Source organism: Changpingibacter yushuensis (genome assembly GCF_014041995.1).
GTDB classification, from domain to species: Bacteria; Actinomycetota; Actinomycetes; order Actinomycetales; family Actinomycetaceae; genus Changpingibacter; species Changpingibacter yushuensis.
Genome location: NZ_CP059492.1, coordinates 690709 through 711506, shown reverse-complemented (window position 1 = coordinate 711506; position 20798 = coordinate 690709). Strand labels below are relative to the sequence as shown.

The 20798-nt window shown below is 57.5% G+C and carries 33 protein-coding genes; 1 reads left to right on the top strand and 32 read right to left on the bottom strand.

The genetic code is table 11. From position 1 onward, the window contains the following. Nucleotides 1-212: 212 nt before the first annotated feature. The 24 genes from map to rpsJ form a co-directional block, all read right to left on the bottom strand. Entirely contained in the window at nt 213-1046 is an 834-nt protein-coding gene (gene map, locus H2O17_RS03030; RefSeq protein ID WP_182050276.1) for a type I methionyl aminopeptidase, read from the bottom strand. Beyond that, on the bottom strand, nt 1046-1624 hold the full coding sequence (locus H2O17_RS03025) for an adenylate kinase (protein WP_182050275.1): 579 nt from the start codon (nt 1622-1624) through the stop codon (nt 1046-1048). The genes map and H2O17_RS03025 overlap by 1 nt, the downstream gene beginning before the upstream one ends. A gap of 44 nt (nt 1625-1668) precedes the next feature. After that, nucleotides 1669-2955 (bottom strand): preprotein translocase subunit SecY, encoded by a 1287-nt coding sequence (gene secY, locus H2O17_RS03020; protein WP_182050274.1) that lies wholly within the window; start codon nt 2953-2955, stop codon nt 1669-1671. A 179-nt stretch (nt 2956-3134) separates the two neighbouring features. Beyond that, on the bottom strand, nt 3135-3602 hold the full coding sequence (gene rplO / locus H2O17_RS03015; RefSeq protein ID WP_182050273.1) for a 50S ribosomal protein L15: 468 nt from the start codon (nt 3600-3602) through the stop codon (nt 3135-3137). After that, on the bottom strand, nt 3602-3784 hold the full coding sequence (gene rpmD / locus H2O17_RS03010; RefSeq protein WP_182050924.1) for a 50S ribosomal protein L30: 183 nt from the start codon (nt 3782-3784) through the stop codon (nt 3602-3604). The genes rplO and rpmD overlap by 1 nt, the downstream gene beginning before the upstream one ends. Further along, nucleotides 3784-4488 (bottom strand): 30S ribosomal protein S5, encoded by a 705-nt coding sequence (gene rpsE / locus H2O17_RS03005; protein WP_182050272.1) that lies wholly within the window; start codon nt 4486-4488, stop codon nt 3784-3786. The genes rpmD and rpsE overlap by 1 nt, the downstream gene beginning before the upstream one ends. A 29-nt stretch (nt 4489-4517) precedes the next feature. Then, on the bottom strand, nt 4518-4889 hold the full coding sequence (gene rplR / locus H2O17_RS03000) for a 50S ribosomal protein L18 (protein WP_182050271.1): 372 nt from the start codon (nt 4887-4889) through the stop codon (nt 4518-4520). Continuing rightward, on the bottom strand, nt 4889-5425 hold the full coding sequence (gene rplF, locus H2O17_RS02995; protein WP_182050270.1) for a 50S ribosomal protein L6: 537 nt from the start codon (nt 5423-5425) through the stop codon (nt 4889-4891). Before rplF ends, rplR begins: the two co-directional genes overlap by 1 nt. Nucleotides 5426-5442: 17 nt before the next feature. Beyond that, a complete protein-coding gene (rpsH, locus tag H2O17_RS02990) occupies nt 5443-5841 on the bottom strand; it encodes a 30S ribosomal protein S8 (RefSeq protein WP_182050269.1) in 399 nt (132 codons plus the stop codon). A gap of 54 nt (nt 5842-5895) precedes the next feature. Continuing rightward, nucleotides 5896-6081 (bottom strand): type Z 30S ribosomal protein S14, encoded by a 186-nt coding sequence (locus tag H2O17_RS02985; RefSeq protein WP_182050268.1) that lies wholly within the window; start codon nt 6079-6081, stop codon nt 5896-5898. Nucleotides 6082-6083: 2 nt separating this feature from the next. Continuing rightward, nucleotides 6084-6641 carry a 50S ribosomal protein L5 gene (gene rplE, locus H2O17_RS02980; protein ID WP_182050267.1) on the bottom strand — a complete coding sequence of 186 codons (558 nt, stop codon included), beginning with the start codon at nt 6639-6641 and terminating at the stop codon, nt 6084-6086. Beyond that, nucleotides 6638-6982: a 50S ribosomal protein L24 gene (gene rplX / locus H2O17_RS02975; protein ID WP_182050266.1), complete on the bottom strand. Its 345-nt coding sequence runs from the start codon at nt 6980-6982 to the stop codon at nt 6638-6640. Before rplX ends, rplE begins: the two co-directional genes overlap by 4 nt. Continuing rightward, nucleotides 6982-7350 (bottom strand): 50S ribosomal protein L14, encoded by a 369-nt coding sequence (rplN, locus tag H2O17_RS02970; protein WP_182050265.1) that lies wholly within the window; start codon nt 7348-7350, stop codon nt 6982-6984. Before rplN ends, rplX begins: the two co-directional genes overlap by 1 nt. 82 nt (nt 7351-7432) lie before the next feature. Beyond that, on the bottom strand, nt 7433-7705 hold the full coding sequence (rpsQ, locus tag H2O17_RS02965) for a 30S ribosomal protein S17 (RefSeq protein WP_182050264.1): 273 nt from the start codon (nt 7703-7705) through the stop codon (nt 7433-7435). Nucleotides 7706-7712: 7 nt separating this feature from the next. Continuing rightward, nucleotides 7713-7946 (bottom strand): 50S ribosomal protein L29, encoded by a 234-nt coding sequence (gene rpmC / locus H2O17_RS02960; protein ID WP_394367337.1) that lies wholly within the window; start codon nt 7944-7946, stop codon nt 7713-7715. Further along, entirely contained in the window at nt 7943-8359 is a 417-nt protein-coding gene (gene rplP / locus H2O17_RS02955; RefSeq protein WP_182050263.1) for a 50S ribosomal protein L16, read from the bottom strand. Before rplP ends, rpmC begins: the two co-directional genes overlap by 4 nt. A gap of 3 nt (nt 8360-8362) precedes the next feature. Continuing rightward, the gene (gene rpsC, locus H2O17_RS02950) at nt 8363-9166 is read right to left on the bottom strand and encodes a 30S ribosomal protein S3 (protein ID WP_182050262.1); all 804 of its coding nucleotides are present in this window, start codon (nt 9164-9166) and stop codon (nt 8363-8365) included. Next, entirely contained in the window at nt 9166-9546 is a 381-nt protein-coding gene (rplV, locus tag H2O17_RS02945; RefSeq protein WP_182050261.1) for a 50S ribosomal protein L22, read from the bottom strand. The genes rpsC and rplV overlap by 1 nt, the downstream gene beginning before the upstream one ends. Before the next feature lie 37 nt (nt 9547-9583). Then, nucleotides 9584-9865 carry a 30S ribosomal protein S19 gene (gene rpsS, locus H2O17_RS02940; protein ID WP_182050260.1) on the bottom strand — a complete coding sequence of 94 codons (282 nt, stop codon included), beginning with the start codon at nt 9863-9865 and terminating at the stop codon, nt 9584-9586. 15 nt (nt 9866-9880) lie between these two features. Beyond that, nucleotides 9881-10717: a 50S ribosomal protein L2 gene (gene rplB, locus H2O17_RS02935; RefSeq protein ID WP_182050259.1), complete on the bottom strand. Its 837-nt coding sequence runs from the start codon at nt 10715-10717 to the stop codon at nt 9881-9883. A gap of 35 nt (nt 10718-10752) precedes the next feature. Further along, nucleotides 10753-11067: a 50S ribosomal protein L23 gene (gene rplW / locus H2O17_RS02930; RefSeq protein WP_182050258.1), complete on the bottom strand. Its 315-nt coding sequence runs from the start codon at nt 11065-11067 to the stop codon at nt 10753-10755. Next, nucleotides 11064-11711 (bottom strand): 50S ribosomal protein L4, encoded by a 648-nt coding sequence (rplD, locus tag H2O17_RS02925; protein ID WP_182050257.1) that lies wholly within the window; start codon nt 11709-11711, stop codon nt 11064-11066. Before rplD ends, rplW begins: the two co-directional genes overlap by 4 nt. Before the next feature lie 2 nt (nt 11712-11713). Next, on the bottom strand, nt 11714-12379 hold the full coding sequence (gene rplC / locus H2O17_RS02920; protein ID WP_182050256.1) for a 50S ribosomal protein L3: 666 nt from the start codon (nt 12377-12379) through the stop codon (nt 11714-11716). Between the two features lie 10 nt (nt 12380-12389). After that, on the bottom strand, nt 12390-12698 hold the full coding sequence (gene rpsJ / locus H2O17_RS02915; protein WP_021602637.1) for a 30S ribosomal protein S10: 309 nt from the start codon (nt 12696-12698) through the stop codon (nt 12390-12392). Here rpsJ and H2O17_RS02910 point away from each other — a divergent pair. Next, nucleotides 12697-12909 (top strand): hypothetical protein, encoded by a 213-nt coding sequence (locus tag H2O17_RS02910; RefSeq protein ID WP_182050255.1) that lies wholly within the window; start codon nt 12697-12699, stop codon nt 12907-12909. The two genes, rpsJ and H2O17_RS02910, sit on opposite strands and share 2 nt — an antisense overlap. An 87-nt stretch (nt 12910-12996) precedes the next feature. On the opposite strand, the gene H2O17_RS02905 is transcribed toward H2O17_RS02910, so the two are convergent. The 8 genes from H2O17_RS02905 to rpsL all read right to left on the bottom strand — a co-directional run bounded on the left by H2O17_RS02905 (nt 12997) and on the right by rpsL (nt 20631). Further along, on the bottom strand, nt 12997-13485 hold the full coding sequence (locus tag H2O17_RS02905; RefSeq protein ID WP_182050254.1) for a PTS sugar transporter subunit IIA: 489 nt from the start codon (nt 13483-13485) through the stop codon (nt 12997-12999). A gap of 7 nt (nt 13486-13492) precedes the next feature. After that, nucleotides 13493-15058 carry an N-acetylglucosamine-specific PTS transporter subunit IIBC gene (nagE, locus tag H2O17_RS02900; RefSeq protein ID WP_182050253.1) on the bottom strand — a complete coding sequence of 522 codons (1566 nt, stop codon included), beginning with the start codon at nt 15056-15058 and terminating at the stop codon, nt 13493-13495. Further along, complete coding sequence (locus H2O17_RS02895) at nt 15055-15462, bottom strand: hypothetical protein (RefSeq protein ID WP_182050252.1); 408 nt, start codon at nt 15460-15462, stop codon at nt 15055-15057. The genes nagE and H2O17_RS02895 overlap by 4 nt, the downstream gene beginning before the upstream one ends. Next, complete coding sequence (locus H2O17_RS02890) at nt 15455-16018, bottom strand: PRD domain-containing protein (RefSeq protein ID WP_182050251.1); 564 nt, start codon at nt 16016-16018, stop codon at nt 15455-15457. Before H2O17_RS02890 ends, H2O17_RS02895 begins: the two co-directional genes overlap by 8 nt. 280 nt (nt 16019-16298) lie before the next feature. After that, complete coding sequence (tuf, locus tag H2O17_RS02885) at nt 16299-17489, bottom strand: elongation factor Tu (RefSeq protein WP_182050250.1); 1191 nt, start codon at nt 17487-17489, stop codon at nt 16299-16301. 115 nt (nt 17490-17604) lie between these two features. Next, nucleotides 17605-19731 (bottom strand): elongation factor G, encoded by a 2127-nt coding sequence (fusA, locus tag H2O17_RS02880; protein WP_182050249.1) that lies wholly within the window; start codon nt 19729-19731, stop codon nt 17605-17607. A 55-nt stretch (nt 19732-19786) separates the two neighbouring features. Beyond that, complete coding sequence (gene rpsG, locus H2O17_RS02875; RefSeq protein ID WP_182050248.1) at nt 19787-20257, bottom strand: 30S ribosomal protein S7; 471 nt, start codon at nt 20255-20257, stop codon at nt 19787-19789. Beyond that, nucleotides 20257-20631, bottom strand: coding sequence for a 30S ribosomal protein S12 (gene rpsL, locus H2O17_RS02870; RefSeq protein WP_182050247.1), 375 nt, complete (start codon nt 20629-20631; stop codon nt 20257-20259). Before rpsL ends, rpsG begins: the two co-directional genes overlap by 1 nt. Nucleotides 20632-20798 lie beyond the last annotated feature (167 nt).

Below are 20798 nucleotides of genomic sequence, written 5' to 3'. Positions count from 1 at the left end.
CCAACGGCACCGCCGCTGGAGCATTCGAGAGTTGTTCAGTTGTCAGGCCAACCGGCCTGAATAGGCGGGAGGCAATCCACTGGCCTACCATTGAGCGCGCGGCCCGCAATCTTGATTGGCAGTGAGCCCAAGCTCGCTTTTCAACAGAGCGCTCAGTCCAATGGGACCGGCCGTAGTAGCCCCCGCTTCCGTCCGACCTGATAGCAGAGCGCTCAGTCCAATGGGACCGGCACCACTCCATAGGGAGCTAAGCCCGCGGTTCCACCATCAGGCGCTGTGAGAACCCAGATTCCTTTGCTATGAATGGCAACCTCGTGTTCCCAATGGCAAGCATCAGAGCCATCGAGAGTCACAACGGTCCAATCGTCTTCCAACGTGACATTCTCTTGGCTGCCAGCAGTAAGCATCGGCTCAACGCACAACACCATTCCCGCCTTGAACTTCGCGCCGCGCGACCGGGTCCTGAAGTTCGGCACATCTGGTTCCATGTGCATGGCCGTTCCGATGCCGTGACCAACGTATTCTTCGACGATCCCCAGTTGTTCTCCTGGAAGCCCGACGACGAAGTCGTCAATCGCACGCCCAATATCACCGACACGTGAACCCAGAGCCATCTGAGCAATACCGCGCCACATGGATTCTTCCGTCAGGGAGCTCAGCCGCTCCCGGCGCTTGCGAACCTCAGGGTCTCCCCCGGGCAGCACAACGGAAAACGCGGCATCTCCATGCCAGCCATCACGTACTGCTCCGCAATCGAAAGAGACAAGATCCCCTGGCTCTAGCACGCGTTCACCGGGAATTCCGTGCACGATCACTTCGTTCACAGACACGCAGATTTGCCCAGGGTAGTCGTAGTACCCAAAGAAATTGGACTTAGCGCCAGCAGCATCCAAAACGCTCAGCGCTACGTTGTCCATGTCCTTGGTGGTCACACCCGGGCGAACTGCCTTGCGGATAGCAGCGTGAATATCCGCCACGATCAGGCCCGCTTTGCGCATCAGCCGTATCTGGTCGTCGGACTTAAGCTGAATGTCCTGGTGTCCCATCAGCCGATGAAGCTATCGAGAGCAGCGCGAATACTTGTGGAGACATCCTCCACAGTTCCCATACCGTCAACCTCCACTACGAGGCCGCGTTCGCGGTAGACGTCAATGAGTGGTTGTGTGGTCTGGTGATATAGCGAGATTCGATGACGAATAACATCCTCTGTATCGTCCGCACGCCCCTGCTCTGCCGCGCGTCCCAACAAACGCTTGGCGACGACGTCGTCGTCGGCAACGAGAAGTACAACCGCATCTAGGGCAATGCCGCGCTTGGCCAAGAGCCCATCCAACGCAGCAACCTGTTCCACATTGCGCGGATAGCCATCGAGTAGGAATCCACCCGCTACGTCTGACTCATCTAGGCGAGCATCAACCATGCGGTTAGTGACTTCGTCAGGTACCAGTTCGCCCTTTGCCGTATAGGATGCGGCCAACTGGCCAAGCTCATCGTTTGCGGCCGCATGTGCCCGGAAAATCGCACCTGTGGAAACTGCAGGAATATCCAGAGCCTCACACAAGAGCTCGGCTTGAGTTCCCTTACCAGCACCTGGAGGGCCAACGAGGAGAAGACGGTATGACACGAGAAACTTCCTTCCACCGGCACTAAGCGCCGGCGGGTTCCTCTTTAGCGCAGGAACCCGTCATAGTGACGCTGCTGAAGCTGAGCGTCAATATCCTTAACTGTTTGAAGCCCGACGCCCACCAAAATCATGATGGACGTGCCGCCGAAGCTGCCACCCATGATTCCCATCCGGGAGAACATGATCGTGGGAACTAGGGCAACCACTGCCAGATAGAACGCACCAACCCACGTGATGCGGTTGGATACGTACCTGAGGTAGTCGGCGGTGGGCTTGCCCGCGCGGATACCCGGGATAAAGCCACCGTAGCGCTTCATGTTGTCTGCAACTTCTTCAGTGTCGAACGTGATCGACGTGTAGAAGAACGCGAAGAAGATGATAAGTAGAGCGTACAACGTCAGGTATGCCGCAGACCCTGACGAAAGGTACCGATTGATAAATGTCACCCAGCCGGACTCAGCATCGCCAAATGAAGCAGCCATGCCAGGAATCATGAGAATCGAAGAGGCGAAGATAACCGGAATGACGTTCGCCATGTTGATCTTGATGGGCAGGTAGGTGGTAGAACCGCCGAAGGTGCGGCGTCCTACGACGCGCTTCGCGTACTGCACTGGAATGCGACGCTGGCTTTGCTCAACGAAGACCACCACGACTGTGATGAGCAAGAACATTGCGATCACGAGAATTGCGTTGCCAAAACCACCGTTGGACTTAACAACGTTTGCGAGCATGCTCGGGAAGTTGGCGCAGATACCGGTGAAGATGAGGATCGACATACCGTTGCCGACACCGTTCTCAGTGATAAGTTCCGCAAGCCACATAATCAGGCCGGTGCCCGCAGTCATTGCGAGAATTGCCAGCACGTAGACGAGTGGGTTCGCATCCGGAATCGGATCAACCGAGCATGTTGTGAACAGGTTGGTGTTCGCCACGGAGACCACTACAGAACTCTGCAGGACGCCCAATCCGATTGTTAGGTAGCGGGTGTATTCAGTCAGCTTTGCGTTGCCGGTCTGGCCTTCCTTATGCAGCTCTTCGAAGCGAGGAATGACAACGCGCATCAACTGAATGATGATGGAAGCTGTGATGTAGGGCATGATGCCAAGCGAGAACACCGACAGCTGGAGCATTGCCCCACCTGAGAACATGTTGATCATCGAGAGGAAATCGCCGGTACCCGATTGGGTCATACACTCGTTGACATTCTTGATCGACACGAAGGGTGCCGGAATGAATGTTCCCAAGCGATAGATCACCATAATGAACATGGTGAAAAGAAGCTTGCGCCTCAAATCAGGTGTCCGGAAGGCTGCTGCAAACGCCTTGATCAAGGTTCCTCCAAATGATGCGGAACGCGCCCGCTGATGCGGATGAGTTGTAATCCGTGGGCACAGGCCCTGTCTAACCCCGACCACTATACCGTTCACAGGTACGTCAGGGCGAAATCCAAGTTTAATAGTAGACGAAGGCCCCCACAGCGTGACGCCGTGAGGGCCCTCCCCTCGATCAATTAGCGGGCGGCAATGGTTCCGCCAGCGGCCTCGATCTTCGTCTTGGCTGAATTCGACCAAGCGTCAACAGTGATGTCGAGCTTGACCGTCAGGTCGCCTTGGCCGAGAACCTTCACGAGGCAGTTGTCGCGAACAGCGCCCTTGGCAACTAGATCCTCGACTGTAACCGAGCCACCTTCGGGGAAGAGCTCAGAAAGCGCATCCACGTTAACGACTTGGTATTCCACACGGAATGGGTTCTTGAAACCACGGAGCTTCGGCAAGCGCATGTGAAGTGGCATTTGGCCACCTTCGAAGCGTACCGGGACCTGGTAACGAGCCTTTGTACCCTTGGTGCCGCGCCCTGCGGTCTTACCCTTGGAGCCTTCACCACGACCAACACGGGTCTTGGCCTTCTTGGCACCGGGGGCAGGACGCAGATCATGGACCTTGAGGACCTGAGCGGTCTCAGACTTCTCTTCGGCCATCAGTCAACCTCCTCCACGGTTACGAGGTGGGCGACGGTACGAATAGCGCCGACAACCTCAGGACGATCCTCGCGAACAACAGACTGGCCAATACGGCGTAGACCGAGCGTGCGAAGGGTATCCTTCTGATTCTGCTTTCCACCAACGGTGGACCTAATTTGAGTGATCTTGAGCTGTGCCATCATGCACCAACTCCTGCGGCAGCAGCCGAATTCTCTGCTTCGGTTGCTTCAGCTTCCTTCTTCGCGCGCTCCTTGGCATCTGCCTTGGCGCGTGCGCGCAGCATCGACTCAGGGGCGACCCGCTCAAGCGGTAGACCACGGCGAGCCGCGACTGCTTCAGGCTGCTCAAGTCCCTTGAGAGCTGCAACGGTTGCATGCACGATGTTGATTGCGTTCGAAGATCCCAGCGACTTGCTCAGGACATCATGGATGCCTGCGCACTCCATGATGGCGCGAACCGGGCCACCCGCGATAACGCCGGTACCTGGTGCGGCGGGACGGAGCAGGACGACGCCCGCGGCATCCTCACCCTGAACGAGGTGTGGAATCGATGTGCCAATGCGAGGAACGCGGAAGAAGTTCTTCTTGGCTTCTTCAGTGCCCTTTGCAATAGCTGCTGGTACTTCGCGAGCCTTGCCGTAACCTACGCCGACGGTGCCGTTGCCGTCTCCAACCACAACAAGTGCGGTGAAGGACATGCGACGACCGCCCTTGACGGTCTTAGCGACTCGATTGATGGAGACGACGCGCTCAATGTAAGCGGACTTCTCCTCGGTGCGGCGCTCACGGCGTTCGCCACGACGGTTGTCGCGACGGCCACCGCGCTGCTCGCGGTCGTTCTCTTCGGGGCCGTTTCCAGCCCGTCCTCGCTGCTGTGCAGCCATCTGTTAAACCTCTTCTCGCTCTCGCGGACTCACAGGGTCAGCCCGGACTCGCGGGCGCCTTCGGCCACAGCGGCCACACGGCCGTGGTACTGGTTGCCGCCGCGGTCAAAGACCACAGCGGTGACGCCGGCTTCGAGGGCGCGCTGGGCGACAAGTTCGCCAACCTTGCGCGCCTTGTCAACCTTCTTGCCTTCAACACCGCGCAGCTCGGATTCGAGCGTCGATGCTGAAGCAAGCGTGCGACCTGCACCATCGTCGATGACCTGAGCCACCATGTGACGGTTTGAGCGGGTTACAACCAGACGAGGACGCGCGGCTGTGCCAGCGATCTTCTTGCGAAGACGGAAGTGGCGACGCGTACGTGCAACGAACTTGCCCTTGCCCTTGACAGTGACAGCCATCACTTACCAGCCTTTCCGGCCTTGCGACGAACAACCTCGTCAGCGTAGCGAACACCCTTGCCCTTGTAAGGTTCGGGCTTGCGCAGCTTGCGGATGCTAGCGGCAATTTCGCCAACCTGCTGCTTGTTAATACCATTCACGGTGAAACGAGTGGGTGCCTGCACCTCGAAGGAAATACCTTCGGGAGCCTCAACCAGAATCGTGTGCGAGTAGCCCAGGGAGAACTCGAGGTCCTGACCCTTTGCGACGACGCGGTAACCGGTTCCAACGATCTCCAGAGCCTTGGTGTAACCCTTGGTCACGCCTTCAATCATGTTGGCAATGAGCGTGCGGCTCAAGCCATGGAGCGAACGCGCAATGCGATCATCATTGGGGCGGGTGACCAGCACGAAGCCGTCTTCCACCTTTGCGGAAATAGGATCAGCGACGACATGCGAAAGCGTGCCCTTCGGTCCCTTCACGGAAACCTGCTGACCATCGATAATTACTTCGACGCCTGCTGGGATCTCAACGGGAAGCCTGCCAATACGTGACATTGTGTAATCTCCTCCCGTCACCAGACGTAGGCGAGGACTTCCCCGCCAACGCCCTTGTCCTTAGCCTCGCGGTCCGTGAGCAGACCTGAGGACGTGGACAGAATTGCCACGCCGAGGCCGCCGAGAACCCTAGGCAGATTTGTCGACTTCGCGTAAACACGAAGACCAGGCTTCGAGACGCGACGAACACCGGCAAGCGCACGCTCGCGGTTAGAGCCAAACTTGAGCTGCAAAGTGAGCGTCTTGCCCACTGTTGCTTCCTCAACCGTGTAGCCACCAATGTAGCCCTCACGTTCGAGAATGGTTGCAATGCTCAGCTTGAGCTTCGAGAACGGCATAGAGACCGTCTCGTGGTACGCCGAATTGGCGTTGCGCAGACGCGTAAGCATGTCTGCAATTGGGTCAGTCATTGACATTGGGCGATAGCCCTTCCTCGCCGCGGTTTCCCTTTCGGACCTACGACGTAGTGCTTACCAGCTGGACTTGGTGACACCGGGGAGCTCGCCGCGATGGGCCATCTCCCGCAGGCAAATCCGGCACAGGCCGAACTTGCGGTACACCGAATGTGGACGGCCGCAGCGGTTGCAACGGGTGTAGGCGCGAACAGCAAACTTCTGCTTGCCTGCGGCCTTTTCCTTGAGAGCGGTCTTTGCCATTCTCAGGCCTCCTTGAACGGGAATCCGAGTTGACGCAGAAGGAAACGACCTTCTGCATCATCGTTGGCCGTGGTGACGACCGTGATGTCCATGCCGCGGACACGATCAATCTTGTCCTGGTTGATCTCGTGGAACACCGTCTGCTCGGTCAAGCCGAAGGTGTAGTTGCCGTGACCATCAAACTGCTTTGGTGAAAGCCCGCGGAAATCGCGGATCCGTGGCAGTGCGGTAGACAGAAGACGATCCAAGAACTCCCACATGCGGTCACCACGAAGGGTGACGTGGCAGCCAATGGCCTGGCCTTCGCGCAGCTTGAACTGAGCGATCGACTTCTTTGCCTTGGTGATCTGCGGCTTCTGACCAGTAATGGCCGTCATGTCCGCAATTGCGCCATCGAGAACCTTTGAGTCACGGGCGGCGTCGCCGACGCCCATGTTCACTACGATCTTCTCGAGCTTTGCAACGTTGTTCGGGTTTGAGTGGCTGAACTCGGCCTCGAGCGCGGAGATGATCTCCGAGCTGTACTTCGCCTTCAGACGGGGAGCAACGACTTCACTCACAGCTCGATCTCCTTCCCACCACGACGGCCGATGCGCTCACGAACGAGCTTCTTACGACCATCACGCTCAACCTCGACCTCACGGTAGCCAACTCGAATCGGCTTCTTGTCGGGACCGACAAGTGCGACGTTCGAAATATGGATCGGAGCCTCGACGGTTTCGATACCACCAGTTGTGCCACCACGAGAGGTCTGGCCGACCTTCACGTGCTTCTTGACTCGCTGAACGCCTTCCACAACCACGCGGTTGTTTCTGGTATCCACCGAGAGGACACGGCCTTGCATGCCCTTATCGCGACCAGCGATAACCTGAACGAGGTCGTCCTTCTTGATCTTCGCCATCAGATCACCTCCGGTGCGAGCGAGATAATGCGCATGAACTTCTTGTCACGAAGCTCGCGACCAACGGGGCCGAAGATACGGGTTCCGCGGGGCTCGCCGTCGTTCTTAAGAAGAACAGCTGCGTTTTCGTCAAAACGGATGTACGAGCCATCCGGACGACGAATCTCTTTCCTTGTACGGACGACGACGGCCTTGACCACGTCGCCCTTCTTAACATTTCCGCCAGGAATTGCATCCTTGACGGTTCCGACGATCGTGTCGCCAATTCCGGCGTAGCGTCGGCCGGATCCACCGAGAACGCGGATGCAAAGAATTTCCTTTGCGCCCGTGTTGTCGGCGACATTGAGCCGCGTCTCCTGCTGGATCATTTGTGATTTCTCCTGTCGTCGTGCCGGTTCTCGAGTTCTGAGCCTTGCCGAACGGATGGGGTCTGTGGAGTGGCCTGCGAGGTCACTTGGCCTTTTCGACGATCTCGACCACGCGGTAATGCTTGGTCGCGCTCAACGGGCGGGTCTCCATGATGCGGACAAGATCGCCGACGTGAACTTCGTTCAGCTCGTCGTGGGCCTTCACGCGACGAGTGTGCGTAATGACCTTGCCGTAGAGCGGATGCTTGCGGCGATCCTCAACCTCTACGATGACTGTCTTGTCCATCTTGTCGCTAACGACGTATCCGCGCTGCACCTTGCGGTAGTTGCGCGTCTCAGTGTTCTGCTCGCTCACTTTAACCTCACTTCTCGGCCGCAGGGGCGGTGCGGATATTGAGCTCGCGCTCGCGCTTAACAGTGTAAATACGTGCGATATCGCGGCGGACCTGCTGAAGCCTGCCGCTGTCCTCGAGGCGGTGGGTCACCGCGGAGAACCGCAGGTTGAACAGCTCCTGCTTGGACTCCTTGAGCTTCTCGAGGAGTTCAACGTCAGTCATGGCGTCGAGGTCTTCGGTGGTCAATCCCTTGGCCATCATTCACCTTCCTCACGAGCGACGAAGCGAGTCTTCATCGGCAGCTTGTGCTGGGCGCGGAGCATTGCTTCACGGGCAAGTGCCTCATCGACGCCGCTGATTTCGAACATAATACGACCGGGCTTCACGTTAGCAACCCAAGTCTCCACTGGGCCCTTTCCGGAACCCATACGGAGGCCGAGAGCCTTCTTCGTAAGCGGACGATCTGGGAAAATGTTGATCCAGATCTTGCCGCCACGCTTGACGTGACGAGTCATGGCAATACGAGCTGCTTCAATCTGACGGTTAGTCACGTAAGCTGGCTCGAGTGCCTGGATACCGTAGTCGCCGAAGGCCAGCTGCGTGCCGCCCTTCGACATTCCGCTACGGGTTGGGCGATGCTGCTTGCGCCACTTTGTACGACGTGGAATCAGCATGTGTCAGGCCTCCGTTCCTGAGGTGGCCGGCTCTGCGGCTGGAGCAGCTGTAGTCTGCGGAGCAGTCTGCTGCTGGCCACGGCGGTCACCGCGGCGTCCACGGCGGTCGCCGCGTTCACCACGGCCACGCCCACGAGGTGCTTCGGCCAAAGTGCGGTAGTACTCCGTATCGGTGACATCACCGCGGTAGATCCACACCTTGACGCCAATGCGCCCAAAGGTCGTGCGGGCCTCGTAGAAGCCGTAATCAATGTTCGCGCGCAGCGTGTGCAGCGGCACACGCCCTTCGCGGTAAAACTCTGAGCGGGACATTTCCGCTCCACCGAGGCGACCTGCGCACTGGACACGAATGCCCTTGACGCCGGCGCGCTCTGCGGACTGAATTCCCTTGCGCATTGCACGGCGGAATGAAACTCGCGAAGCGAGCTGTTCTGCGATGCCCTGTGCGACCAGTTGTGCGTCTGCTTCTGGGTTCTTGACCTCAAGGATGTTCAGCTGAATGGCCTTACCAGTCAGCTTCTCGAGATCAGCGCGGAGGCGATCAGCCTCTGCGCCGCGACGCCCAATGACGATGCCCGGACGAGCCGTGTGGATATCGACGACGACGCGCTCAGCGCGGCGTTCGATGTTCACGCGGGAAATCCCAGCACGTTCGAGGGTCTTATCGATCATCCTGCGGATCTGAACGTCTTCTGAAACGAAGTCAGAATAACGCTGACCTGGCTTGGACGAATCAGCAAACCACTTGGAGCGGTGGTCGGTCGTAATTCCGAGTCGGAACCCAGTTGGATTGACCTTCTGGCCCATTAACGGGTCCTCCTCTTCGATCCTGCAGCAACCTTTTGGTCGCTGACAACTACGGTGATGTGGCTCGTACGCTTGAGGATACGGTTTGCGCGCCCTTGTGCACGGGGCTGAATGCGCTTCATCGTGGGGCCTTCATCGGCAAACGCTGCCGTGATGAAGAGGTCACCCTCGTCGAAACGCTCGCCAGCCTGATCCGCTGCATAGCGGGCATTGGCAATCGCGGACTCAACAATCTTCAGGACGGGCTCTGCAGCCCCCTGTGGTGCGTACCGAAGCACGTCGAGGACCTCAGTGGCTCGCTTGCCGCGGATAACATCCACAACGCGACGGGCCTTCTGAGGCGTAACACGCAAGAAACGCGCCTGCGCCTTGGCTTCCATGTTCTAGCCTTACTCTCTCTGCTCTTCAGGCTGCGCCTCAGCGGCGGCGGCCCTTGCGGTCGTCCTTCTCGTGCCCGCGGAATGTGCGGGTCGGGGCGAACTCCCCGAGCTTGTGGCCCACCATGGACTCGGTGACGAACACCGGTACATGCTTGCGGCCGTCGTGCACGGCAAAGGTGTGACCTAGGAAGTCGGGGGTAATGACCGACCGACGTGACCAGGTCTTGATAACGTTCTTGGTGCCCTTTTCGTTCTGATCGTCAACCTTCTTCATCAGATGGTCGTCGACAAAGGGACCCTTCTTGAGACTACGCGGCATTCAGCTCATCCTCTCTTAGCGCTTGTTGCCGGTCTTGCGACGGCGCACAATGAGCTTGTCGCTGGCCTTGTTCGGGCGGCGGGTACGGCCTTCAGGCTTGCCCCATGGGCTGACCGGATGACGGCCACCGGAGGTCTTGCCCTCGCCACCACCGTGCGGGTGGTCAACTGGGTTCATGACAACGCCACGGACTGTTGGGCGAACGCCCTTCCAGCGCATGCGGCCAGCCTTACCCCAATTAATGTTCGACTGCTCAGCATTGCCAACCTCGCCTACGCAGGCGCGGCAGCGAGCATCGACGTTGCGAATTTCGCCGGAAGGCATACGCAGCTGGGCGTACTTTCCTTCGCGGGCCACCAGCTGAACCGAAACTCCTGCAGAGCGAGCGATCTTTGCACCGCCGGCTGGACGAAGCTCCACGCAGTGGATGGTCGTACCAACTGGGATGTTCTTCAGCGGCAGGTTGTTGCCTGGCTTGATATCAGCTGCTGGACCGTTTTCAACGGTGTCACCCTGCTGAAGGTTCTTCGGCGCCAGAATGTAGCGCTTCTCGCCATCGGCGTAGTGCAGCAGCGCGATACGTGCGGTGCGGTTCGGGTCATACTCGATGTGAGCGACCTTGGCCGGCACGCCGTCCTTGTCCCAACGACGGAAGTCGATGATGCGGTACTGACGCTTGTGGCCGCCACCCTTGTGACGAGTGGTGATGCGGCCAAGGTTATTGCGACCGCCTGTCTTCGGCAGTGGGCGCAGCAGCGACTTCTCCGGCGTCGATCGGGTGATCTCAGCGAAGTCGGCAACGCTCGCACCGCGACGACCCGGGGTCGTCGGCTTGTACTTACGGATTCCCATGAGTTCAGATCCTCAAATTTCCTCGGCGTACGGCGTCAGCCGACGATATCGCCGTAGATGTCAATGGTGCCCTCGCGCAGTGTGATGATGGCGCGCTTGATGTTCTTGCGCTTGCCAATGCCATCGCGGGTGCGGCGAGTCTTGCCCTGACGATTCTGGGTGTTCACGGACGCAACCTTGACACCAAAGATGGTCTCAACGGCCTGCTTGATCTCGGTCTTGTTGGCGCGTGGATCGACGACGAACGTGTACTTACCTTCGTCTTCCATCATGGCCGACTTTTCCGATGCCACCGGTGAAAGGATGACATCATGCGGATCCTTGTTCCAGAAGTTTGCTACCTCGCTCACTTCTCCTCCTTGGCATTCTTGCTCACAAAGGCGGCCAGAGCCGACTCGGTGAACACGACGTCGTCGGCAACGAGGACGTCATAGGTGTTGAGCTGGTCAACGTACAGAACGTGAGCCTCAGGAGCGTTGCGCAGCGAAAGAACCGAAAGGTCATCTTCGCGAGAAACAACGATCAGGCCGGAACGCTCAGCGATAACCTTGCGCAGCAGTGCAACGGCGGTCTTGGTCGAAGGTGTCTCACCTTCGAGGAACGCCTGAACAACGTGAACACGACCATTGCGGGCGCGGTCAGAAAGTGCCTGACGCAGAGCAGCGGCAACCATCTTCTTAGGGGTCCGCTGCGAGTAATCGCGAGGTTGCGGGCCGTGAACAACGCCGCCACCAGTGAAGTGTGGAGCGCGGATCGAGCCCTGACGAGCACGGCCGGTGCCCTTCTGCTTAAACGGCTTCTTGCCACCACCAGAGACCTGGCCACGTGTCTTAGTTGAGTGGGTTCCGGCGCGAGCAGCAGCAAGCTGTGCAACAACAACCTGATGAATCAGGGGGATGTTGACCTCGACGTCGAAAAGCGACGCAGGAAGTTCGACTGCACCGGTTGTTGCACCGGCTACGTCAAGAACGTCTACTTTGAAGGATTCCGCCATGTTCAGGCTCCCTTCACAGCGGTACGGACCACGACCGAGGCGCCCTTGGCGCCTGGGATTGCGCCAACCACCAGCAGGACACCCTGCTCAGCATCGACGGCGTGGATGGAAAGGTTCTGCACCGTCACGCGATCGTTGCCCATACGGCCTGCCATGCGCAGACCCTTGAACACGCGGGACGGAGTTGCACAAGCGCCGATCGAACCGGGCTTGCGGTGGTTACGGTGTGAACCGTGCGAAGACGAAACGCCGGCAAAGCCGTGACGCTTCATAACGCCGGCGAAACCCTTGCCCTTTGAAACGCCAACGACGTCGACCTTCTGGCCGGCTTCGAAAACGTCAGCAGCGAGTTCCTGACCGAGTGAGTAGTCAGCTGCGTCCGTGGTGCGGACTTCAGCGATCTTGCGGCGAGGCGTAACGCCTGCCTTGTCAAAATGACCTTGCAAGGGCTTTGTGACGTTCTTGGTCTTCACATCGCCCGATGCGAGCTGAACGGCAGAGTAGCCATCAACTTCGGGTGTGCGGACCTGGGTCACAACGTTCTTGCCAACGCTGACAACCGTTACGGGGAGAAGGCGGCCTGCCTCATCCCAGAGCTGGGTCATGCCCAACTTGGTGCCGATCAACGCCTTGACGGGCGCACCGGCAGTTACCTGCTTGGAGTTCATGTGCGTTACCTCAGAGCTTGATTTCCACGTTGACATCGGCCGGAAGATCGAGACGACGGAGCGTATCGATTGTCTTCAGTGTCGGATCGACGATGTCGATCAGCCGCTTGTGCGTACGCATTTCGAAATGCTCGCGGCTGTCCTTGTACTTATGGGGCGAACGAATGACGCAGAAGACATTCTTCTCCGTCGGCAGCGGCACAGGGCCCACTACTGTCGCGCCAGTACGCGTCACCTCGTCGACGAGCTTCTTCGCCGCGCTATCAATGACCTCATGGTCATATGACTTGAGCCGGATGCGGATCTTCTGTCCCGCCATGGCGTCGTCTACCTCTCTTTACCGCGGAGATCGCCGGTACCCGCAGTCGGGCGTGTCGCGCGAATCTAACCACGAAATCAAGCCCTATGCAGGTTACGACGAACCCTTTTTCACGTCGATGCTCTTCCGCATCAACGAAGTCTTCAGCCCGAACATGATCGGGCAACTTGTTCAGTATGCCAAAACAATGGGCCATCAAGCAAGCTGTTAGCAATGAAAGTGGCCCGGACCTCACTCATTAAGAACTGAGGGAACCCCAAACATTCTGGGGCTCCCTCAGTTCTCAGATGTGATGTGTTCAGCCCATCTTAACTGTGGCTACGTTCGAACCACTAGTGGCAAGTGCCACCAAGTCGAGTCTCAAGGACTTGACCTGATTCTTGTTGGTCAAAACAACGAGCACGATGGGATCACAACCAGCAGCGCGAACCTTCGCGAGATCAACTGTGACCACAGGGCTACCGGCATCCACATGTGCACCCTTGGCTAGGTGTGTTTGGAAGCCATCCCCCTTCATCTCAACCGTATCAAGGCCGATGTGCACAAGGATCTCTAGTCCGTCGTCGGTCTCAATACCAAACGCGTGGCCCGTGGGGAACAGCGAAACGATCGTGCCGGGCGCAGGTGCACAGACCACCATCTGATCGCTGTGCGGTTCTGGCACGACGCCGAAGCGATCTCCAAGAATCTTCTGCGAAAAGACATCGTCCTGTACAGACTCAATTCCGATTACTTCGCCAGCTACGGGAGCGGTAAGCGCCACGCCCTTCTTAGCAAATCCAAACATGTCTCAACTAACTGGTCTGTGCGGTTGCTTCGTCAAACACAAACTGTACTTGCGGCCCCACAATGACCTGTACAGACTTTTGCGATGGGCGTATCACGCCTGAGACGCCAGCCTTCTTGATCTCTGGTTCGTCAACCAATGCGGGATCTGCCACCACTACGCGGAGTCTCGTTGCACAGTAGTCCAAGCTTGCAATGTCCTCCTTACCACCAAGACCCTTGAGGATCTGGCTAGCCATCACTGCGTAGTCAGAGTCAGAAGCCAAGATTGCACCTTCATTCTCCTCGGTTTCCTCATCCTCACCGCGTCCTGGAGTCTTGAGGTTGAACTTCTTGATGAGGAAGTAGAAGATCCCAAAGTACACGAAGAAGTAGACGACGCCCATGACGAGCAACATGTACCACTTGTTTGCCAGCGGATTGCGCGCGGAGAGCACCATGTCCACGAAACCTGCCGAGAAGCCGAATCCAGCGGTCCAGTGCATTGCAGCCGCAATTGCAAGCGAAATGCCCGTCAAGACTGCGTGGACGAGGTACAACATTGGTGCAACGAACATGAAGGAGAACTCGAGAGGCTCAGTCACGCCGGTGAAGAAGGAAGCAAGTGCGCCGGCGGCCATGAGTGAACCGACCACCTTCTTCTTTGAGGGATCGGCGGTCATGTAGATTGCCAAAGCGGCGCCCACGAGTCCGAACATCATGATCGGGAAGAATCCGGCTTGGTACCGTCCAACAACGCCAACAACCTCACAGGTGCCATTGACCCAGTTGCCTGCACAGCTGGAAGCGTCCGTTGCGGCCTTGGCTGCTTCAATTGTGGCCGAACCACCAAGGAAGTTGCCGATGTCGTTGATACCGACGACGTCGAACCAGAAGATTTGGTTGAGAGCGTGGTGGAGACCCGTCGGAATGAGGAGGCGGTTCGCGAAGCCGTACAAGCCTGCGCCCAGCGCGCCCAGACCCTGAATCCACTCACCGAAGTTGAAGAGCAAGCTGTAAAGAAGTGGCCAAACGAAGTACAGCACCAGAGCCAAAACGATCGAAAGAACCGATGCCATAATCGGGACTAGACGACGGCCGGAGAAGAACGCCAGGAAATCTGGCAACGTGGTGCGATGGAACTTGTTGTAACACCACGCGGCCAGCAGGCCCGCAGCGATGACGAACAGGACGTTCTTAGGGCCAACAGCACCCCAACCTTGGGAAACCCAATCCAGAACTTCCTGGGACTGTGGGTCCATGGTGGCCAGTGCCGCCAGATCGACATTCTTGAATCCAGCCACGGTGTCTGCGTTCAACAGCACTAGGAGCGTTTGGAAGCTCAGGAAACCTGAAAGTGCAGCGGCCCCGTTGGAGTCTTTTGCAAGGCCAAAAGCAATTGCAACTGCAAAGATGTAGCCGAGGTTATCAAGGACAGCGCCGCCGCTCTTAATGAGAACTGCAGCTAGGAGATTGTTTGCACCCCACCCAGTAGGGTCGATCCAATATCCAATACCCATAAGCAACGCCGCTACGGGCATCACGGTAACGGCGCCCATCAGCGCCTTGCCGAGCTTTTGGAGTGATTCCATCATGTGAGTTTTCCTTCCGGAAGACCGTCATGGTCTTCGCTGTCCGAAGTCGGTGTGGTTTCCGAAGCCTCGGAGGATTGAAGGTTGGACATCAGTGGCGCCGTGGCACTTGCCGCCTCGCCGCCTCTCGAAAGATCTTGTAGCCAGCCGTGCAGCCACATCGCTATATATGCACGTTCTGCTGATCCTGGAACCGCGCATCCCAATTGCTTCGCCAATACGTCAAGCAGACGGCCGGCCAGCTGCCACTCACGGGCCATACCTGTTGCTGTGGCTTGAGAAAGCGGAACTGATCGCAATGCACCTCGGTGCAGACGATCGCGGACATCCCAGATGAATGTAACGAGATCCTCGTATACGTCTCCTTGGGCAAATGCTTGACCAGCGATCCCCTGAAGCTCAGACACAACAGCGAAAAACCGCATTGGTATCGCGCAGAGGTTCTTTAACGCTCGAACCACGCCGTGCCGCATTCAGATGAAGCGTTATGAACGCAACCTCATCTCGTGGCAGCTGTTGGTCGAGTGATGCGTTCAGGTAGGAAAGCATGAGTTCGCCAGCACCGAACTCATCGGGAAATACAGACTTAATCTCTCGCAAAAGCGGATTGCGAATCGTAATGCCGTTTTGGAGGCGTTTCAACGCAAACGCGAGATGGTCAGCCAGTACGACGTAGAGACTCAGATCCAATGCACCAAGCAAATCGCCAGCTAAGTCGATTGCGCTTGAAACAACGTCAAAAACCTTCAGATCAACGCGGTTGATCATGTCGATGTAGTGGGCCTTGGTCACCGAATCAAGCAGACGATACGTCTTCTCCGACTCGTCCAAGCGCAGGCTTTCGCCAGCCTTGGCGCGAAAGCCAATTCCCCGGCCAATCAGCACATACTGAGAGGTACCGTCACTTGCCAACGCAGCATTGTTGTTTAGTGCGCGCTGAACATACACGATTTCATTCGACATAGCCTTGCCCTGCGTGATGAGCGTTTACTAATGTCCCCGTAAAGCATCTTTGCCCCACGGTATCTGGTGATGCCCTATGACGGTCGCACCCAGTAGATGTGGTGTAAGCGATCATACGTATTTCATATTTCGCTCGCAGCACAAACTCAGACATCATCGGTAACTGACCACAACCGTTCTACCTGGCCGTCGAACCACGTAACACATTATGGGCGCAAAAAAGGGGACTCACTGCTTAGCAGTGAGTCCCCTCAGTCGCTCAGATCAGATGATCAGATAATCACTTGATGATCTTGATGACGCGGCCTGAACCGACCGTGTGGCCACCCTCGCGGATAGCAAAGCCGAGGCCCTCTTCCATGGCGATTGGCTGAATGAGCTCAATCGACATTTCGGTGTTGTCGCCAGGCATAACCATCTCGGTGCCTTCAGGCAGCGTGATGACGCCGGTGACGTCCGTGGTGCGGAAGTAGAACTGCGGGCGGTAGTTGGAGAAGAACGGATTGTGACGGCCGCCTTCTTCCTTCTTCAGGATGTAGACCTGAGCCTCGAAATCGGTGTGAGGCGTGATGGTGCCGGGGCGAGCCACAACCTGGCCGCGCTCGACATCTTCGCGCTTCGTACCGCGCAGAAGCAGACCACAGTTTTCGCCGGCATCGGCGGTATCCATGGACTTGTGGAACATCTCGATACCGGTGACCGTGGTGCGCTGGGTTGGACGAAGACCGATGATCTCGACTTCTTCGTTCAGCTTCAGCTGACCACGCTCTGCACGGCCGGTCACGACAGTGCCGCGGCCGGTAATCGTGAAGACGTCCTCGATAGGCATAAGGAACGGCTTATCGAGATCGCGAACCGGATCCGGGAAGTAGTTGTCGACCTGATTCATCAGCTCTTCAACTGCGCCAACCCACTCAGGATCGCCTTCAAGAGCCTTCAGCGCTGAAACGCGAACAACCGGGATGTTGTCGCCGTCGTACTCCTGTGAAGAGAGCAGATCGCGAACTTCCATCTCGACGAGCTCGAGGAGCTCCTCGTCCTCAACCATGTCGGACTTGTTCAGTGCGACGATGATATCCGGAACGCCCACCTGACGGGCGAGCAGAACGTGCTCGCGAGTCTGAGCCATCGGGCCGTCAGTTGCGGCAACCACGAGGATTGCGCCGTCCATCTGAGCAGCACCGGTGATCATGTTCTTGATGTAATCGGCGTGGCCAGGGGCGTCAACGTGAGCGTAATGACGCTTTTCGGTCTGGTACTCAACATGGGAAACGTTGATCGTAATACCGCGCTGACGCTCTTCTGGAGCGTTATCTACCTGATCGAACGGGGTAAACGTGTTCAGATCCGGGTACTTGTCCGCCAGCACCTTTGTGATCGCAGCGGTCAGGGTGGTCTTGCCGTGATCGACGTGACCGATGGTGCCGATATTCATATGCGGCTTGGACTTATCGTACTTGGCCTTCGCCACTTGGGCCCTCCTGGGACTCTAGATTGACTTTCAGCTGGTGAGTTGGATGCCAAAACATCCGACCCGGCTTAAGTGCATTACTTACGGTTTCTGATTGTACAGGACCGGTGGGACGTCACTCGCCCCGGGTCTTTGCGATGATTTCGTCGGCAACAGCCTTCGGAACCTCAGCGTAGGAGTCGAACTGCATTGTGTAAACTGCACGCCCCTGCGTCTTCGAACGGAGATCTCCAACGTATCCGAACATTTCGCTCAGCGGAACATTCGCGCGGACGATCTTGACGCCTGTGGCGTCCTCCATGGACTTGATCATGCCACGGCGGGAGTTCAAATCGCCGATAACATCGCCCATGTACTCCTCAGGAGTACGGACCTCAACATCCATAACCGGCTCGAGGAGCACAGGATTTGCACGGCGTGCGGCTTCCTTGAACACCTGGTTACCGGCAATCTTGAATGCCATTTCCGAAGAGTCGACGTCGTGGTAGGCGCCGTCTTCGAGTGTGGCCTTGATGCCCACAACCGGGTAACCGGCCAAGACACCAGACTGCATAGCCTCTTGAATACCCGCGTCAACAGACGGGATGTATTCGCGAGGAACACGTCCACCAGTAACTCCGTTGACGAACTCGTAAATCGAGCCGTCTTCCTGCGCAGCCATCGGCTCCATTGAGACGATAACGCGAGCGAACTGGCCAGAACCACCGGTCTGCTTCTTGTGCGTGTACTCGATGCTCTTGACGGCCTTGCGAATGGTTTCGCGGTAGGCAACCATCGGCGCACCGACGTTTGCATCAACCTTGAACTCACGACGCATGCGGTCGACAAGAATGTCGAGGTGAAGCTCGCCCATACCACCGATAACGGTCTGGCCGGTCTCAGGATCCTGCTTAACAGTGAAGGTGGGATCCTCCTCCGCCAACTTCTGGATGGCGATGGAGAGCTTCTCCTGATCGTTCTTCGAGCGAGGCTCAATAGCCACGTGAATAACCGGATCCGGGAACGTCATGGACTCAAGCACAATCGGCTTGTCGATAGAGCACAGCGTGTCGCCGGTTGTGGTTTCCTTCAGACCGACGAAAGCGTAGATGTGGCCAGCGTGAGCAACATCAACCGGGTTCTCCGTGTTGGAGTGCATCTGGAACATCTTTCCAATGCGCTCCTTCTTGCCCTTGGTGGCGTTGTAGACTTCTGCGCCCTTTGCAACCTTGCCGGAATACACGCGAGTGTAAATCAGCTTGCCGTAGAAGGGGTGGGCAGCAATCTTGAATGCCAAAGCAGAGAATGGTTCGTTCTCGTCAGCCTTGCGGCTTTCGGTTTCGCCTTCCTCCTCGTGACCCGGGCGGAATCCCTGAGTTGCAGGAATATCCAGCGGTGACGGAAGGAAGTTCACGACGCCGTCGAGCATGGGCTGAATGCCCTTGTTCTTGTAGGCGGAACCAGCGAAGACCGGGTAGATCTCCGAAGCGATCGTGCGCTGGCGCAGGCCCGCGATGATCTCTTCACTCGTCAGTTCGGTACCTTCGAGGTACTTCTCCATGAGTTCCTCGTTGGCTTCAGCAGCTGCTTCCACTGCCTCGAGGCGGTAAGCCTCAGCAGCATCCAGAAGTTCGGCGGGGATATCCTCTTCGGTGACAACGATGCCGCGGGTCTCCTGACCCTTGTCATCCTTCTCAGGGAAGCGAATGGCCTTCATCTTCAGCACATCAACGACGCCAGCGAAATCATTCTCAGCGCCAATGGGGAACGTGATGACGATAGGAGTTGCGTGTAGCCGATCCTTAATCGTCTGCACGGAGAACTCAAAGTTCGCACCAAGCTTATCCATCTTGTTGATGAAGCAGATGCGGGGAACGTCGTACTTGTCAGCCTGGCGCCAAACGGTTTCAGACTGAGGCTCAACGCCCTCCTTGCCGTCGAACACAGCAACGGCACCGTCGAGGACGCGGAGCGAACGCTCCACCTCGACGGTAAAGTCCACGTGTCCGGGGGTGTCAATAAGGTTGAGCTGAGTGCCCTTCCAGAAAGCAGTGATGGCCGCGGAGGTAATTGTGATACCGCGTTCCTTTTCCTGCTCCATCCAGTCGGTGGTGGACGCACCATCGTGCGTTTCGCCGATCTTGTAGTTGACACCGGTGTAGTAAAGAATGCGCTCGGTGACGGTGGTCTTACCAGCGTCAATGTGCGCCATAATGCCAATGTTGCGGACCTTGTTCAGGTCGGTTAGCACGTCAAGTGCCACGTAAGGCTCTCTTCTCGTTCAAGGACGCGACCCTTGGCCCGCGCCCGGCAGTCTATTACCAGCGGTAGTGAGCGAAGGCCCTGTTGGACTCCGCCATACGGTGGGTGTCCTCGCGGCGCTTGACTGCGGCACCAAGGCCGTTGGAAGCATCGAGGATTTCGTTCATGAGACGCTCAGTCATCGTCTTCTCGCGGCGATCACGTGCGTAATCAACGAGCCAACGAAGAGCCAAAGTGGTAGCGCGGCCAGGCTTAACCTCAACGGGGACCTGGTAGGTTGCGCCGCCAACACGGCGAGAACGAACTTCGAGAGAAGGACGGATGTTGTCCATAGCGCGCTTGAGAACTGCCAACGAATCTTGGCCTGACTTCTCTGCGACGCCTTCGAGTGCGCCGTAAACGATCTTCTGAGCGGTGGACTTCTTGCCATCGATAAGAATGCGGTTTACGAGCTGAGTGACCATCGTGGAGCCGTAGACCGGATCGTTGACGAGGGGGCGCTTGCGAGCGGGTCCCTTACGTGGCATTACTTCTTCTCCTTCTTGGCGCCGTAGCGGCTACGAGCCTGCTGACGGTTCTTCACACCCTGGGTATCAAGCGCACCACGGATGATCTTGTAGCGAACGCCAGGAAGGTCGCGAACGCGGCCACCACGGACCAGCACGATCGAGTGCTCCTGGAGGTTGTGGCCCTCGCCAGGGATGTAAGCGGTGACTTCGATTCCTGAGGAAAGACGGACACGCGCCACCTTGCGCAGAGCCGAGTTCGGCTTCTTTGGGGTGGTGGTGAAAACACGGGTGCAGACTCCACGACGCTGCGGGCTCCCCTTGAGAGCTGCGGTCTTGGAGGCCCCGACTTTGTTGCTGCGGCCCTTACGGACCAGCTGCTGAATAGTGGGCACTATTTCTCCTGAATAATTTGTTTCGTCTTTTGCTCGCCGGGCCGGGCGGATGTACACCGCTCATCCTCGCAAGCTCTCCCGCAATTTGGCGCGGAATTCGCGTGCCGGGCCCGCGAACGGGCAACCCACACAAGATTAGCCGCTCACCATTGACATCGTCAAAGAAT